At 59.8% G+C, this 14,584-nt stretch carries 14 protein-coding genes; 11 read left to right on the forward strand and 3 right to left on the reverse strand.

Translation table 11 applies throughout. The annotated features are described in order from the left end of the window. Nucleotides 1-44: 44 nt before the first annotated feature. Genes F3J41_RS07020 through F3J41_RS07060 form a run of 9 tightly spaced genes read left to right on the forward strand, consistent with a single transcriptional unit; the run spans nucleotide 45 to nucleotide 8,479 of the window. Nucleotides 45-1,340 carry an anaerobic sulfatase maturase gene (locus F3J41_RS07020; RefSeq protein ID WP_166710413.1) on the forward strand — a complete coding sequence of 432 codons (1,296 nt, stop codon included), beginning with the start codon at nucleotides 45-47 and terminating at the stop codon, nucleotides 1,338-1,340. Beyond that, nucleotides 1,337-2,338, forward strand: coding sequence for a MoxR family ATPase (locus F3J41_RS07025; protein WP_059012126.1), 1,002 nt, complete (start codon nucleotides 1,337-1,339; stop codon nucleotides 2,336-2,338). Before F3J41_RS07020 ends, F3J41_RS07025 begins: the two co-directional genes overlap by 4 nt. Beyond that, the gene (locus tag F3J41_RS07030; protein WP_021509042.1) at nucleotides 2,335-3,264 is read left to right on the forward strand and encodes a DUF58 domain-containing protein; all 930 of its coding nucleotides are present in this window, start codon (nucleotides 2,335-2,337) and stop codon (nucleotides 3,262-3,264) included. Before F3J41_RS07025 ends, F3J41_RS07030 begins: the two co-directional genes overlap by 4 nt. Further along, nucleotides 3,245-3,682 (forward strand): DUF4381 family protein, encoded by a 438-nt coding sequence (locus F3J41_RS07035; RefSeq protein WP_166710415.1) that lies wholly within the window; start codon nucleotides 3,245-3,247, stop codon nucleotides 3,680-3,682. The genes F3J41_RS07030 and F3J41_RS07035 overlap by 20 nt, the downstream gene beginning before the upstream one ends. Beyond that, entirely contained in the window at nucleotides 3,675-4,652 is a 978-nt protein-coding gene (locus F3J41_RS07040; protein WP_166710417.1) for a VWA domain-containing protein, read from the forward strand. Before F3J41_RS07035 ends, F3J41_RS07040 begins: the two co-directional genes overlap by 8 nt. Next, nucleotides 4,649-6,151: a VWA domain-containing protein gene (locus tag F3J41_RS07045; RefSeq protein WP_166710419.1), complete on the forward strand. Its 1,503-nt coding sequence runs from the start codon at nucleotides 4,649-4,651 to the stop codon at nucleotides 6,149-6,151. Before F3J41_RS07040 ends, F3J41_RS07045 begins: the two co-directional genes overlap by 4 nt. After that, nucleotides 6,148-7,164, forward strand: coding sequence for a BatD family protein (locus tag F3J41_RS07050; protein ID WP_166710421.1), 1,017 nt, complete (start codon nucleotides 6,148-6,150; stop codon nucleotides 7,162-7,164). Before F3J41_RS07045 ends, F3J41_RS07050 begins: the two co-directional genes overlap by 4 nt. Beyond that, the gene (locus F3J41_RS07055) at nucleotides 7,161-8,183 is read left to right on the forward strand and encodes an HAD family phosphatase (protein WP_166710423.1); all 1,023 of its coding nucleotides are present in this window, start codon (nucleotides 7,161-7,163) and stop codon (nucleotides 8,181-8,183) included. The genes F3J41_RS07050 and F3J41_RS07055 overlap by 4 nt, the downstream gene beginning before the upstream one ends. Continuing rightward, nucleotides 8,180-8,479: a YicS family protein gene (locus tag F3J41_RS07060; RefSeq protein ID WP_166710425.1), complete on the forward strand. Its 300-nt coding sequence runs from the start codon at nucleotides 8,180-8,182 to the stop codon at nucleotides 8,477-8,479. Before F3J41_RS07055 ends, F3J41_RS07060 begins: the two co-directional genes overlap by 4 nt. A gap of 83 nt (nucleotides 8,480-8,562) precedes the next feature. On the opposite strand, the gene fetB is transcribed toward F3J41_RS07060, so the two are convergent. Beyond that, nucleotides 8,563-9,324 (reverse strand): iron export ABC transporter permease subunit FetB, encoded by a 762-nt coding sequence (gene fetB / locus F3J41_RS07065; protein ID WP_166710427.1) that lies wholly within the window; start codon nucleotides 9,322-9,324, stop codon nucleotides 8,563-8,565. Continuing rightward, nucleotides 9,311-9,979, reverse strand: coding sequence for an iron ABC transporter ATP-binding protein FetA (fetA, locus tag F3J41_RS07070; RefSeq protein ID WP_021509034.1), 669 nt, complete (start codon nucleotides 9,977-9,979; stop codon nucleotides 9,311-9,313). Before fetA ends, fetB begins: the two co-directional genes overlap by 14 nt. Before the next feature lie 160 nt (nucleotides 9,980-10,139). Here fetA and F3J41_RS07075 point away from each other — a divergent pair, with 160 nt between their 5' ends. After that, nucleotides 10,140-11,039 carry a nickel/cobalt transporter gene (locus tag F3J41_RS07075; RefSeq protein WP_166710806.1) on the forward strand — a complete coding sequence of 300 codons (900 nt, stop codon included), beginning with the start codon at nucleotides 10,140-10,142 and terminating at the stop codon, nucleotides 11,037-11,039. Between the two features lie 99 nt (nucleotides 11,040-11,138). Here the strand turns inward: F3J41_RS07075 and fhuE are convergent, their stop codons facing one another. Then, complete coding sequence (gene fhuE / locus F3J41_RS07080; protein ID WP_166710429.1) at nucleotides 11,139-13,337, reverse strand: ferric-rhodotorulic acid/ferric-coprogen receptor FhuE; 2,199 nt, start codon at nucleotides 13,335-13,337, stop codon at nucleotides 11,139-11,141. 712 nt (nucleotides 13,338-14,049) lie between these two features. On the opposite strand from fhuE, the gene F3J41_RS07085 reads away from it, so the two are divergent. Continuing rightward, complete coding sequence (locus F3J41_RS07085) at nucleotides 14,050-14,451, forward strand: H-NS family nucleoid-associated regulatory protein (protein ID WP_021509031.1); 402 nt, start codon at nucleotides 14,050-14,052, stop codon at nucleotides 14,449-14,451. Nucleotides 14,452-14,584 lie beyond the last annotated feature (133 nt).

Consider the following 14,584-nt stretch of genomic DNA (forward strand, 5'->3'; position numbering starts at 1 on the left):
AGACTCACAGCCGGGCACGCCGTGCCCGGTATTCGGAGGCATTGATGAAATACAGCACCACACTGCCGGTTCGCCCGTTGCCCTCGGCGGAAAAATACAACGGCATCGGCCCGGCGTATAAACGCCGCTTTCACGTGATGGCCAAGCCCACCGGCTCGCGCTGCAATATCGACTGCAACTACTGTTTTTACCTGCATAAAGAGCAACTGCTGCAGCAGGATCATCACAGCGGCATGTCTGATGAGGTGCTGGAAAACTATATTCGCCAGTACATTGATAGTCAGGATGGCGATCAGGTGGTGTTCTCCTGGCAAGGCGGTGAACCGACGCTGATGGGGTTGCCGTGGTTCGAAAAGGTGGTGGCGCTGCAGCAAAAGTATCAGAAGCCAGGACAACGCATCGAGAATGATCTGCAAACCAATGGCATCCTGCTGAACGATAGCTGGGCGCGCTTTCTGAAGCAGCATCACTTTCTGGTCGGGCTGTCGATTGATGGCCCGCGCGAGTTGCACGATCGCTATCGCGTAACACGCAGCGGTAAACCGACTTTCGACAAAGTGATGGCGGGTGTGGCGGCGCTGCAACGCCACGGCGTGCCGTTCAACGCGCTGGTCACGGTCAACCGGACCAATGCACGCTTTCCGCTGCAGGTGTACCGCTTTCTCACGCGCGAACTGGGCGCGACCTATCTGCAATTCAATCCCTGCGTTGAGCCGGTCGATTTTACCCAAACCGCGCCGCAGTTCTGGCGCGATGACAGCATCCCAGTGAGCGGTTCCCGCCGCGCGCGGCCAGGCGATCTCGACTCGGTGGTGACCGACTGGTCGGTCGATCCCGATGACTGGGGACGCTTTCTCATCGCCGTGTTTGAGGAGTGGGTCAACAACGATTTAGGGCGCGTGCAGGTTAACCTGTTTGAAACGGCAGTGGCGCAAACCCTGGGCCTGCCGGGCCAGATCTGCGTGACCTCAGAGTTCTGCGGCAAAGGCCTCGCCATTGAAAAAAACGGTGATATCTATGCCTGCGATCACTACGTCTATCCGGAGTATCAGCTGGGCAATATTGCCAACACTAAACTGGCGCACCTGGCGTTTTCCGAACGGCAAAAAGCGTTTGGCCTTGGGAAACGCGACACCCTGCCCGCCGTCTGCAAACGCTGTCCTTACCTCAAATTATGCTGGGGCGAATGCCCGAAAAACCGCATCGTGCGCAGCGCAGAGGGTGAACCCGGCCTTAACTATCTCTGTCCCGGCATCAAAGCGTTTTTTTCCTATGCTCAGCCGATCCTGGTAGGTATCGCCACGCTGCTTGAGCGGGAAAAACAGGGAGTGACGCAATGACCCTGCGGCAACGGTTTCTCGACCTGGAAGCGAGCATGAACCAGCAGGTGCTGGGTCAGCCAGAGCTGGTGCGCATGCTGATTATCGCGCTGCTGTGCGACGGCCACGTTCTGCTGGAAGGACTGCCCGGACTGGCCAAAACCCGTGCGGTGCGTGAGCTGGCGCGCCACATTGAAGGCGACTTCAGCCGTATTCAGTTCACACCGGATCTGCTGCCCTCGGATATCACCGGCAGCGAAATTTATCAGCAACACGCCACGCGTGAAGAGGAGCAGTTTCGTTTCCGGCCAGGCCCGGTGTTCGGCAACCTGATTCTGGCCGATGAGATCAACCGCGCCTCGGCCCGCGTGCAGTCGGCGTTGCTGGAAGCCATGGAGGAGCGTCATGTCACGGTGGCGGGCAACAGCTGGCCGCTGCCCGGCGTATTTATGGTGCTGGCGACGCAAAACCCGGTTGATCAGGAAGGCACCTGGCCTCTGCCGGAAGCGCAGCTGGATCGCTTCCTGATGAAAGTGCTGGTGCACTATCCCTCGAAAGAGAATGAACAGCGCGTGATGCAGCTGGTGCGCGCCGAACAGCAGGCAAAATATCGCGAACAGGACACCTCTGCCGTCAGCGCCGCTGCGCCGCCGCCGGTGAAAATCAGCCAGGCGGATATGGGTTGCTGCTGGCAGGCCATCTCCGACATTTACGTCGCGCCCACGGTGGAAGATTACATCGTCTCGCTGGTGGAAATGACGCGCCAGCCGCAGCAGGTCAGCGACACCTTTGCCAGTTATGTGGCGCTGGGTATCAGCCCGCGCGGCACGCTGGCACTGGACCGCGCCGGGCGCGCGCAGGCGTGGCTCGAAGGGCGTGATGCGGTGTTGCCGGACGATATTCAGCGCATTGCCCCGGCCGTGCTGCGGCATCGTCTGCTGCTGAGTTATCAGGCCAGCGCCGACCAGGTGACCGCCGATGACGTGGTGCGCATGCTGCTGGATGCGGTGGTCGCATGACGGATACCGCACTGGCCGTCACCCTGCCCGGCCTGCTGGCGCTGGCGGGTGCAGCGCAGCAGCTGCGCAATCCGCCGGCTCAGCTGCCACCCGGCGCGATGGCCGGCGAGCGCGTGTCGCGTCAGCAGGGACGCGGACTCAATTTTGACAGCCTGCGCCGCTATCAGCCGGGCGATGATGTGCGGCTGATCGACTGGCAGGCCACCGCGCGTCTGCGCACACCCTGGGTGCGCTTGTATAACGAAGAGCGCGAGCGGCCGGTATTTCTGCTGGTCGATCAGCGCCTGGATATGTATTTCGCCACACGCGGGCACACCAAATCGGTCGCCGCCGCCCATCTGGCAGCGCTGCTGGCGTGGCGTAGCTGGCACGATGGCGATCGTCTCGGGGCCGCCGTGTTCAGCGATGATTCCCTGAGATTGCAGCGCTGCCGCTCGCCGAAACTCGCCCTGGCGCCGTGCCTGAACGACCTGCATCAAATGAATAATCAGCTGCCGGCGCGCTATCCGCAGGAGCCCGCCAGCAGTCTGCCACTCCATCAGGTGCTGCAACGTATCCGCGCTCAGGTGCCTGCCGGAAGCTGGCTGGCACTGATCAGCGATTTCCACGATCTTGACGCTCAGAGTGACGCGCTGCTGGCGGCGCTGGCGCGCCGGTGTGATATCACCGCCTTTGTGCTGCTCGACGATCTGCATCTGCGGCTTCCGCATCAGGGCTATCTCGCCGCGCATTACCAGCATCAGCACGTTACGCTGCCGCTTTCGCCCGCGTTGCGTCAGCAGATTAGCGAGCGGGTCACCGCCCGGCTGGCACAGCAGCAGACGCGACTGCTGCGGCTCGGCATCCGCGTGCAGCACATTGTGGTGAGTGAACCGTTATTGCGTCAGCTGACGCAGGGAGACGAGCATGCTGGAAAAAGGCTTTAGCGTTCCGCCACTGCTGCAGCCTGACCTGCCGCCCGCGGTCTCCTGGCTGCCGCTGCCTGCGGGCTGGTGGTGGCTGGCAGGCGCGTTAGCGGCCCTGCTTGTGCTGCTGGCGCTGTGGCGCACAGCGCGCTGGCTGCGCAACCGCTGGCGGCGTGAAGCGCGTCAGGTTTTACGTCACGACAACAGCATTGATAGCTGGCTGCGGCTGATTAAGCGTGTGCGGCTGGTGCACCAGCCGCGTGCTCAGGTCAGTGAACTGAGCCTCAGCCAGTTACTGCAGGAGCTACCGCTGGATGCCGCGACCTATCAGCGGCTGCTTGACGGCTACTGCCAGCCGGACAATAGCCTGTCGCCTGATGAAATGCAGCGCCTGCGCAGACAGCTGCGGCGCTGGCTGGAGGCACTGCCCGATGTCTGAACTGCTTACCCGCTTCGATTTTGCCTGGCCGTGGGTCTGGCTCCTGCTGCCGCTGCCGCTGCTGACGCGCTTTCTGCTACCGCCACGCCAGCCGGTCAGCGAAGAGGTGCGCGTGCCGTTCCTGCCAGAACTGGTGAGGGAGTTGCGTCTGGAGAATGCCCCTCCGGCCAGCCGCTGGCCTCAAACGCTACTGTTCTGGCTGGTGTGGCTGCTGTTACTGGCCGCGCTGGCGCGCCCTGAGCTGCTGTTGCCACCGCAGCTACAGCATAAGCCGATGCGCAATGTGGTGCTGGTGCTGGATGTTTCCGGTTCGATGGCGAAAAACGACGCCGGCGCGGGCACCACTCGCCTGCAGGCGGTGCAGCGCTCGGTGCACAATTTTGTGCTGCAGCGAACCCGCGATCGCATCGGGCTGGTGATTTTTGCCAGTCAGGCATGGCCATTTGCGCCGATCAGCGCCGATAAGCAGGCACTGCTGGCGCGCATCAACCAGCTGGCACCCGGCATGGTGGGCCAGCAAACCGCCATCGGCGATGCGCTGGGGGTGGCGGTCAAACTGCTGGACAGCAGCCTGGAAAAGGACGCCAGCCGCATGGTGATTTTACTTACCGACGGCAACGATACCGCTTCACAGCTGCCGCCCGCCCTCGCTGCGCAGCTGGCAGCAGAGCATCAGGTGCAGGTTGATACCATCGCCTTTGGCGATCTTAACGCCAGCGGCGAGGACAAAGTCGATAGCGCGCTGATGCAGGATATTGCCCGCATCACCGGCGGTAGCGCGTTTCAGGCGGCTACCTCAGGCAGCGCACTGCAACGTGTCTGGCAAACCATTGACGCCCAAACGCCCGCGCAGGTGGCGACGCTCGGTCTGTCGTTTACGCGCTCGCTGTTTGCCTGGCCGCTCGGCGCGGCGCTGGCGCTGTTAACCGCGGCGTTGTTGCTGGCGCGCCTGCGGGAGCGTGCAGCATGAATGGCTTTCATTTTTTGCACCCGTGGTGGCTGTCCGGGCTGCTGGTTTGTCTGGCACTGGCGTGGCTATTGCGCGCGCCGCGCAGCGCCTGGCAGCGCATTATGACAGCGCCGTTTCACGCCCTGATTACCGGTAAGCGACTGCAGCGGCTGTCACCCGTACCGTGGCTGCTGGCGCTCGGCGTGCTGGCGCTGGCAGGGCCGTCATGGCAGAAGGCGTTGCCGGGCGGCGTTACGCCGCAAAGTAACGTGATGGTGATTCTGCAACAGGATCTCAGCATGCTGGCGCAGGATCTCCCGCCCGACCGGCATCAGCGCATGCAGCATAAGATCGCTCAGCTGATGCAGCAGATGCCGGGTAGCCACTTTGGCCTGGTGGTGTATCGCGGCGGTGCCTGGCTGACCACGCCGCTGACCAACGATCCGGCCTTTTACTCGCTGTTCTTGCAGGCGCAGCAGCCAACGTTACTGCCGGACGGTCAGGGCAATGGCCTGGCGGCCGCTCTCAGGCTGGCCGATGATAATCTGCCGGACACGCCGCGCAGCATTGTTCTGGTGGCCGATACGTTGCGCCAGGAAGATGCCCGGTTGCTCAGCCAGACCTCACTGCCGCTGCAGCTGTGGGTGCCCGGCACTGCGCCAGGCGGCACCTTGCCGCCCGCTTTCGCCAGTCAGGCTATTGATACCCGCCTCAACGTGGCGCGCTTCCAGCAGCTACGCGCCAACGGCGTGGCGGTTACGCTCGCCACCCCCGATGACAGCGATCTGCCTGCCATCAGGCACCATATTCAGCAAAGCCTCAGCGCCCAGCAAAACAGTCGCGGGGATCTGCCGTGGCACAACAGCGGCTACTGGCTGATTGCGCCGATGTTGTTGCTGCTGCTGTGGTGGCGTCGTCAGATATTGATCGTGCTGATTGTGTTGCCGCTCAGTGGGATAACGCCGCCGGCGGCCGCCGCGCTGCTGGATGCGTTTATCCCGCCCGACCTGCAAGGGCAACACGCCTTTCAACGGCAGGATTACGCGCGCGCGGCGCAGCACTATGTTGATCCGCTGCGCCGCGGCATTGCGCTCTACTATGCCGGTGATTTTTCCGCCGCCAGCGGCGCTTTTCGTCAGGCACCCGTGACGCCTGAATCGCTGTTGTGGCTGGGCAACAGCCTGGCGCAGCAGAAACAGTGGCAGCAGGCGCTGCAGCATTACGATCAGGCGCTAAGCCTGCGTCCCGACTGGCGAATGGCACAGCAAAATCGCGCCAGCATCGCGCGCATTGTGATGCAGCTTCGTCAGCAGGAGCGCGATCGCCAGGCGGCACAGGGAAAAGAGCAGGATTACGATCCTGACGGCAGCAAAAAAGACCTGCACAAACAGCAAGGCGTCGCGCAGCAGGTCATGCAGCCTGCAGGTCACGCGGCACCGCAGGTCAGTCAGTGGTACGACAATCTCAGCCTGTCGCCCGGTGGCCTGCTGGAAAATCTCTATCGTCAGGAGTCACCATGAGAACGCTGCTGATTTGCCTGTTGCTGCTGACCGGGCCCGCGCGCGCCGCGATGGACATCACGCGCGAGCTGGTAGGCGATGACCGTTTGGTGCCGGGTCAGCCGCTGCGCGTCGCGGTAACCTACTGGACCGATAGCTGGTTTAACCCGCCGCCACAGTGGCCTGACTTCCTGGTCAGCAACGGCACGCTGTTGCCGGCGGCCATTCCCAATCAGCTGGTATCGCGTCAGCGTGACGGTGTCAGCTGGAGCGGCATCCGCATGGAGCGCCAGCTGATGGCCTGGGATCAGGGCAAACTGCAGCTGCCGGCGCTGGACATCACACTGCAATCCGCGGGCCAGCCGCCGCAGACCGTTACGCTGCCAGCGCTGGAAAAAAATGTGCGCTGGCCGCCGGGTGTGCAGCAGCCGGATCGCTTCCTGCCCGCCGCCACGCTTCATCTGCAGGAAAAAGTGACACTGTATCGTGCCGCGCAGGGCGACGCGCTACACGCAGGCGACGTGGTGGAACGTCAGATTACGCTGCAGGCCAGTGGTGTGGTCTCCGGACAGATTCCACCGGTGCTGATCGATTTGCCCGGTGCCAGTACCCAGCTGCTGACGCCCGAGGTTAGCGTCCTGACCAGCGGACGCGGTGAAATCACTGGCAGCCAGCGACGCGAGCGGCTGCGCTATCTGCCGGACAGCGCCGGCAGCCTGACGCTGCCGCCGGTGCAGCTGCGCTGGTGGGATACGCGACAACAGACATGGCAGCTCGCCACGCTGCCCGCCCATCACTATGACATTCTGCCTGCGCGCACGGCCGGCAGCGAACAGGTGCTGCGTGCCGGGCCTGAACGCCCCTGGTGGCAGTGGCTGCTGCTCGCCGCAACCGTGGTTCTCCTCGTCGCGGTGCTGTGGGCTGGCCGCCATTTACTGCGTCAGGCGCTGATGTTTGCCGGCCATACGTGGAGCCGCCTGTGGCGTATTCATGCGCTGCCCGATCTCGTTCCACATCACAGGAGTCGCCGATGAAAACTGTTTCTATACTGGCGGGCCTCACGCTGTGCCTCGCTAGCGTCAGTCAGGCTGACGATCTCTCCGCCTGGCGTGAGGGTGCGGCAAAGCGTGCCATTACACAGTGGGTGGATGACACCACCCGCGCCGGCAGCGCTGACTTTATTCCTCTTAACCAGCGCTACATGGTGTTCGATAATGACGGCACGCTATGGCCGGAAGCACCGCTCACCTTTCAGCTGCAGTTTGCGCTCGATGAAGTGAAACGGCTGGCACCGCAGCATCCGCAGTGGCAGCAGGATGCGCTGGTGCAGGCGGTGCTCAGCAACAACACGGCCGCTATTGCCGCCAGCGGGAAAAAGGGGCTGATGCATTTGCTGACGCTGACCCACAGCGGTATCACCACCGATGAGTTTGCCCAGCGCGTGCAGAACTGGGTGGCGACGCAGCGGGATACGCGTTTTGGCTGCCGCTACGATCGCATGGGCTATCTGCCGATGCGCCAGCTGCTGGATTATCTGCGCGCTCACGGTTTCCGCACCTGGATTATCTCCGGCGGCGGCATCGATTTTATGCGCGTGCTGGCGGAACAGATGTACGGCATTCCACCTGAGCAGGTGGTTGGCTCGTTTTCCCTTGCGGAATTTTCACTCAGCGACAACGGCACGCAGTTGCGGAAAACCATGAATGGTGCATTTTATGATGATGAAGCGGCCAAACCGGTGGCCATCCATCTGTTCATGGGTCATCGGCCAGTAGCAGCGTTCGGCAACAGCGACGGCGATGTGCCGATGCTGCAATACACCTCGGGCAACCCTGCCGCCAGCACCTTCGGCTTGCTGGTGCATCACACCGATGCACAGCGGGAATACGCCTACGATGCGCATCCGCCGGCCAGCGGCAAACTGGTTAACGGTCTCAGGCTGGCCGCGCACTATGGCTGGACCGTTGTCGATATGAAACAGGACTGGGGTACGGTGTTCGATCCCGCCCAGTGCCCGGCCGCCGTTCCCGTTCATCAAGGAGAAGCAAAATGAAAACATTACCTTTCACTGCCATGATCGCCCTGCTCACCCTGAGTGCCACGTCTGCGCTGGCGGTATCGCCGTATGAGAATCTGGCGCTGGCGCTGCGGCAGCAGACCATGATCAACGATCTGCGCACTCACTGCCGCGTGCCGGTCTCCATCGCCGACGAAAAAATCAAGCAGACCTTTCTGGCGGATAAGAGCAATCACAACGCGCTGCTGCAGGCGGCTGATGCGCTGAAGATGGGCAAGCATCAGCATTATCAGCAGCTGGTGTCGCAGATAACCTGCCCGGATTTTAGCTGATCGTCGCTGACAGGAAACGCCAGACACCATCGTGTTCAGCGCGGAACAGGCCAGCGGCGTGGCGCTGCGGTTTCAGGCGTGATCTACGGTTTGAGCTGCGCCCGCGCGGTGTAAAAGCGACGGTAGGACAGATACGCCGCGATGATGGTCGACAGGCTGGCGGTGGCAATCAGCATAAACGTCACCATGATCTGATACTTGATGGCCTTAACCGGATCGATCCCGGCGAAAATCAACCCGGACATCATGCCTGGCAGACTTACCAGCCCCACCGTTTTTGCGCCATCAACGGTGGGGATCATCGCGGCACGAATACTGTCACGCATCAGCCCGGCGGATGCGCGTTTGATCGGCGCGCCCAGGCTGAGCATCTCCATGATTTTTTGCTGGTTGTCGCTAAAGCGCTGATTGAGATTGGTGAAACACAGCCCGACCGCCACCATGGCGTTACCGGCAATCATGCCGGAAATGGGGATCACCTGCATGGGAACAAAGGCAATGGCGCCGCTCAGCAGCAGCACCGTTAGTGTCAGTGCCGTACCGCTGGTAATCGCCACCAGCGCGATGATAAAACCATGATCGATCCGCCGGCTGCGTTTGCGCGCATTCAGCGCTGCATTGACGCAGATAAACAGCACCATCAGTAGCGTCAACCAGTCATTATTGACATCGAAAATTGACTTCAGCACGTAACCGACGATCACCAGCTGGATAATGGCGCGCGTCACACTCCACAGAATGTCTTTGCTCATCCCCAGCTTCTCTTTCTGGCTAATCAGCAGCGCCACCAGCACCAGCATGAGTGAAAGGAGCAGCGAGCTGTCGCTGATATTATGCTGACTCATGCTGTTCTCCCGCTGCGGGTGGGGTCAGTCGCAGAATGCGCTCAGCGGCATCAATCTCCTGTACGTCATGGCTGATACGGATCACCGCCAGCCCTTTTTCCGCCACCAGCGCGGCAATCAGCTGGTTAACCCGTTGTTTATTGGGCTCGTCCAGTGCGCTGGTCACTTCGTCCAGCAACAATACCTGTGGCAGAAACTGCAGATTGCGCAGCAAAGCCACCCGCTGTTTTTCACCGCCAGAGAGTCCGGCAACGTTTTTGTCCAGCATGTCGGCGGATAAATGCAGACTGCGCAACGCCGCCACCAGCTGCTCGCGCGACGGTTGTTGCTGACGCAGCTGCCACGGCAGCGCCAGATTATCATAGACCGTGTCACCAAACAGTTGCGGTGTCTGGAAACAGTAGGAGACCTGCTGGCGATAGTGTTCGACTTTCAGCGTGTGAATATCCCGCTGCTGAAACAGGATCTGGCCGCTATCGGGCTCCAGCAGTGAGGCAATAATTTTCAGCAACGTGCTTTTGCCGCTGCCGGACGGGCCGGTGAGCAACAGCGTTTCACCGGCGTACAGCTGCAGTGATACCGGCGCCAGCAAGGTGCGCCCCTGCACGGCCAGCGTGACGTCTTGTACCGCCAGCAAAGGAGAATCAGCAGACATAAAAGGCATCCGTGAGAAATTGTCGGCAGATTATAGACAGCTGCACAAGGCAGGGGAATGCGTCACGATGCGGAGAGCGGCTGCCGTTTAACCGCCGTGGCTTTACAACGCGGCAGAAATCCGCATGCTGGTGACATTCAGGACCACTTTCTTCATTACTATGACCGCCACCAAAACCGGATTTCTCTGCGCGAGCGTGCTGCTGCTGAGCGCGCTGACGCTGCTGTCGTTGCACTGGAGCGCGTTTCAGGCATGGGCGCTGCAAAGTCAGATTCAGCTGCACCGGCTGCTGGTTACCCATTTACTGCAAATCAATAGCGGCCAGTACAGTGCCGGACTGTGGTTGCTGGCCGTGACCTTCATTTACGGCATTCTGCACGCGGTGGGTCCCGGCCACGGTAAATTTATCGTTACCACCTGGCTGACCACCCATCAGCCCCCGCGCGGCGTGGCGCTGAGCGTGCCGCTGCTGGGCAGCCTGGTGCAGGGCCTGAGCGCGATTGCCTTTGTCTTTATTCTGGCGGTTGGTTTTAACCTGACCACCGGCGATCTCAGCCTGAGCCGCTGGTATCTGGAGAAAGCCAGCGCTGTGTTCATTGCCGGGCTGGGCGTGATGCTGCTGCTGCAAGCCTGGCGCAGGCCACCAGCGGAGCATCATCATGATCATTGCGGCCACGCGCATGGCGTCGCGGCTGGGCACGGCAGGGACTGGAAAAGCTGGGCGGGTATTATTATTGCCACCGGCGTGCGGCCGTGCAGCGGTGCGCTGACGGTGCTGCTGTTCGCCAGCGTCATCGGCATTACGCGCTGGGGCATGCTGGCGGTGATGAGTATGGCGCTCGGTACCGGCATGGCGCTGGTGGCGCTGGCACTGTTTGTGCAGCATTATCGTCAGCGCGCCGGACAGCTGTGGCTGGCAGAGCGCTCGCCGCAGGCGGTGTCGCTGCTGAGAGCGGTACGGATCGCCGGTGGGATCTTGCTGGTGATGTTTGCGCTGGTGCTGTTTTTTACCGTGGTGCCGGTGAGTGCCAACGGGGATTATATTGCGGCGGGATGTTGAGGGCATGGTTTGGGAGGGTGCGGTTTTCCCCTCACCCTAACCCTCTCCCGCACGCGGGAGAGGGGACGTTAAGTGCCGCTTTGGGCACGGGCTTAATGATCAGAAACGGTATTTCGCGGACAGCATAAAGTTGCGCGGTTCGCCGTAGACGATGCCGGTGCTGTCGACGTTTTCGTCGTATTCTTTGTCGAACAGGTTATTCAGGTTGGCTTGCAGGCTGAGGTTTTTGGTCACGTCGTAGCGCGCGAACAGATCCACCAGCGCATAGCTGCCCTGACGGGTGCGCCAGGTGCCATTGCCATCCGGGCCACTGATGTCCGCGTAAGTTCTCGCCTGCCAGTTCACCCCGCCGCCCAGCGTCAGCTGGTCCAGCATCGGCAGGCGATAGCTGGTGAACAGGTTGAACGAGGTGCGCGGGAGTTGTGAATTGTAGCGATCGCCGTTGGCGTCTTCCGCCACATACGAGGTCCCGCCAAAGGTCATCTGCCAGTTATCGGTCAGCGCTCCGTTGACCTCAAACTCGACGCCACGACTTACCACGCCCTTCTTCGCCACGTAAATAGTATTACCGGTTTGCGCATTGGTCTGACCGGTGCTCTGGCCGACGTTATCCAGTTCGGTGCGGAAAATCGATACCGACGTCGTCAGACGACTGTTGAACCAGTCAGATTTCACGCCCGCTTCGTAGTTTTTGCCAATTACCGGTGAGAGATACGCGCCTGACGCATCCTGATAATCTTGCGGCTGGAACACCGAAGTGTAGCTGGCGTAGGCAGACCAGTTATCGTAGAAGTCCCAAATCACCCCACCGTACGGCGTGATGTTGTTTTTCTCCATCTCTGCCGTCAGCGTCTGGCGGTTCCAGTTGGTGTAGCGCGCCCCGACAATCAGGTGCAGCGGATCGGCCAGATTGATGCGCGTCGCAAGATACGCTGACTTCTGCCGCACCAGTTGGGTGTCGGCCGCAGGTTCACGCGGATTCCAGTCGGTTTCCGGGAAATCGCCGTTAAATTGGTTGAAGTTGCCCAGCTCGGCTGACGAAATGTTGGCCCAGGCGCTGTAATATTTGTTGTCCTGACGGCTGTAGTTCACCCCGACCATCAGCTCATGCTGGCGGCCCAGCAGTTCATAAGGACCGCTGGCGAAGGCATCGACCGCATCCACCTTACGTTTACCGGTGTTGTAGCCGGTTCCGCCCACCACCGGATAGCCGGCATAGCCAGAGACGCCTGCGCCAGTGGTTTTATCGAAGTAGCCGTCGAGATACAGCTGCTTGCTGTCAAGGAACATCTCGTTATGCGTGCCGTTAAGGGTGATGTTCCAGCCGTTATCGAAATTCTGCTGCAGGTTAACAAAGACCTTTTTATTTTCTTTGTTGTTGTAAGCCCATTCAGGTGCGGTGTTATAGCCGCGACGGGAGTGGATCTGCGTGCCGTCGGTGTACCAGCGCGGCGCACCGCCCCACATCGGTGAATCGGTATTTACCTGGCTGAATTCATAACCAACTGACAGTCTGGTGGCGTCCGTCACATCAGCGTCGACCACGCCATAGATAAACTTCTTATCGGCGCCGTAGCGTTCAATGAAGCTGTTTTTGTCTTCATAGCCGGCCACCAGGCGACCGCGCACGTTGCCTTCCGGTGACAGCGGTGCAGACAGATCGGCGACGTAACGCTGCTTATTCCAGCTGCCATAGCCAGCTTCAAGGCTACCGGTAAACTCTTTGCTGTCGGCATGTTTACGCACCATGTTGATGGCAGCGGAAGGATTGCCCGGTCCGGTCAGCAGGCCCGTTGCGCCGCGCACCACTTCGACGCGCTCGTACAGCGCGGTATCGGTCTGCGCATCACCGAGGTTCCAGCGCTGGGCAAACGCGGTCGGAATGCCGTCGGTCATATAGTTATCAATCAGAAAACCGCGCGAATAGTAATTGATGCGGTCCATATCGGCGGCCACACCGTGGATGCCGGTGGTGTTGCTCAGTACGTCGTTCAGCGACTGCAGCTGCTGATCCTGCATGCGCTGCTTGCTGACGATGGTGACCGACTGGGGAATATCACGTGCGGTCAGCGCCATTTTGGTGCCGGCCCGCGTCACCGGTACGCTGTAATCCGCTGCGGCCTGCGTCTGCTGCGCTTCCGCGCTGGCGCTGGCATCAACGGTCAGGGTGGCCTCACTGTTTTGCGTATCGGCCGCCTGAGCGACACCCGAGGCAACCAGCACTGCCAGCAGTGACAGGCGCAGCGCGCGCTGCGGCGCAAGACCTGCGTCCCGGACGCGCATCTCTTTGCAAGACATAATATTCCTCAATCGGCTTATCGTTATTTTGTGGTGAGCATGTGGTTAAGAAAGCAAATGAGAAATATACGCATTAAGATTAACATTGCAAGAAATTGTTACTGCCTTTCTGACGCCTTTACACTGCGAAAAAATCTTATGCTTCAGGGAGTAACGGCACTGATACTGCTTTACAGGAAACTATCACGCCTGAAATCATCCTTAATCTGAGTCAACCGGTGCGTGACCTACGGCCTCCCCGCCTGAACGGCTGTGCCTGCATCCTGCTATGGCATCTGAACACCACGCATGTACCAGCCTGGTACCCGGTCACCGCCATTGATTTATAATTACGCTGCCGATGGGAAGGTGTTTATAAAATTTCCTTTTCTGCGCTAAGGTTGACCAGTTACGCTTTTAATCCCTGCAGCAATCGCTGCGTTGTTAACATGACGCCATTTATTAAGCTGTAAATCGCCGTGACGTATATTGTGTGAGATGCCGCGATGTTAAATGAACGGCTTGACGTAGGTGGCGAGTAATATTAAATCAGCCGCTAACATGTTTATGCGTAATCAATGAAGAGACAAAAATCTTTACGCCCAATCAAAAACTGTACAGGTCGGGGCATATTTCCGGACAAATCTGTCGGCGGGTGAATATTTCCATTTGAATAAAATTGCCGTAGAATGCACGCTTTCAAATCAGTGGTATCAGTAATAAGGGTTTATACATGAGCGATGCACTCAAGGCATTGAACAATCTTCGTACGCTGCGTGCTGAAGCACGTAATATTGAGGTTGCGGTATTAAACGAAATGCTGGAGAAGTTTGCCGTGGTGGTCGCCGAACGCCGCGAAGAGACGGCTGCAGAGAGTGCTGCACAGCGCGAAAAAGAAGAGAAGCTGGCGTTATATAAAGAGATGCTGCGCAAAGACGGCATTACAATTAATGAACTGGCGCAATTAAACCAGGGTGAAACGAAGAGCAAAGCAAAACGTGCACCGCGTCCGGCGAAGTATAAATTTACCGACGAACAGGGTAATGAGAAATTCTGGACCGGTCAGGGTCGTACTCCCTCGCCGATAAAGTCAGCGATTGACGCTGGCGGTTCGCTGGATGATTTTCTGATTTAATCCAGTCGCAGGAAATCGGGGCGGAACCGGCTAATTGCCGCATCACCGCCCCTGTATCGCGGCACCCTAGATGCTTTCATGCAATCCTTTCAGGCAATCTTTTCATGCAATCCTTTCATGAAGAGTACCGCGA

It is taken from the genome of Pantoea sp. Ap-870 (genome assembly GCF_011752515.1).
In the GTDB taxonomy this organism is placed as follows: domain Bacteria; phylum Pseudomonadota; class Gammaproteobacteria; order Enterobacterales; family Enterobacteriaceae; genus Pantoea; species Pantoea dispersa.

What these genes read in the sequence shown, in the direction of transcription:
- F3J41_RS07020 (WP_166710413.1), top strand. Translation starts at nt 45, where the DNA reads ATGAAATACAGCACCACACTGCCGGTTCGCCCGTTGCCCTCGGCGGAA.
- F3J41_RS07025 (WP_059012126.1), top strand. Translation starts at nt 1,337, where the DNA reads ATGACCCTGCGGCAACGGTTTCTCGACCTGGAAGCGAGCATGAACCAG.
- F3J41_RS07030 (WP_021509042.1), top strand. Translation starts at nt 2,335, where the DNA reads ATGACGGATACCGCACTGGCCGTCACCCTGCCCGGCCTGCTGGCGCTG.
- F3J41_RS07035 (WP_166710415.1), top strand. Translation starts at nt 3,245, where the DNA reads ATGCTGGAAAAAGGCTTTAGCGTTCCGCCACTGCTGCAGCCTGACCTG.
- F3J41_RS07040 (WP_166710417.1), top strand. Translation starts at nt 3,675, where the DNA reads ATGTCTGAACTGCTTACCCGCTTCGATTTTGCCTGGCCGTGGGTCTGG.
- F3J41_RS07045 (WP_166710419.1), top strand. Translation starts at nt 4,649, where the DNA reads ATGAATGGCTTTCATTTTTTGCACCCGTGGTGGCTGTCCGGGCTGCTG.
- F3J41_RS07050 (WP_166710421.1), top strand. Translation starts at nt 6,148, where the DNA reads ATGAGAACGCTGCTGATTTGCCTGTTGCTGCTGACCGGGCCCGCGCGC.
- F3J41_RS07055 (WP_166710423.1), top strand. Translation starts at nt 7,161, where the DNA reads ATGAAAACTGTTTCTATACTGGCGGGCCTCACGCTGTGCCTCGCTAGC.
- F3J41_RS07060 (WP_166710425.1), top strand. Translation starts at nt 8,180, where the DNA reads ATGAAAACATTACCTTTCACTGCCATGATCGCCCTGCTCACCCTGAGT.
- fetB (WP_166710427.1), bottom strand. Translation starts at nt 9,324, where the DNA reads ATGAGTCAGCATAATATCAGCGACAGCTCGCTGCTCCTTTCACTCATG.
- fetA (WP_021509034.1), bottom strand. Translation starts at nt 9,979, where the DNA reads ATGTCTGCTGATTCTCCTTTGCTGGCGGTACAAGACGTCACGCTGGCC.
- F3J41_RS07075 (WP_166710806.1), top strand. Translation starts at nt 10,140, where the DNA reads ATGACCGCCACCAAAACCGGATTTCTCTGCGCGAGCGTGCTGCTGCTG.
- fhuE (WP_166710429.1), bottom strand. Translation starts at nt 13,337, where the DNA reads ATGTCTTGCAAAGAGATGCGCGTCCGGGACGCAGGTCTTGCGCCGCAG.
- F3J41_RS07085 (WP_021509031.1), top strand. Translation starts at nt 14,050, where the DNA reads ATGAGCGATGCACTCAAGGCATTGAACAATCTTCGTACGCTGCGTGCT.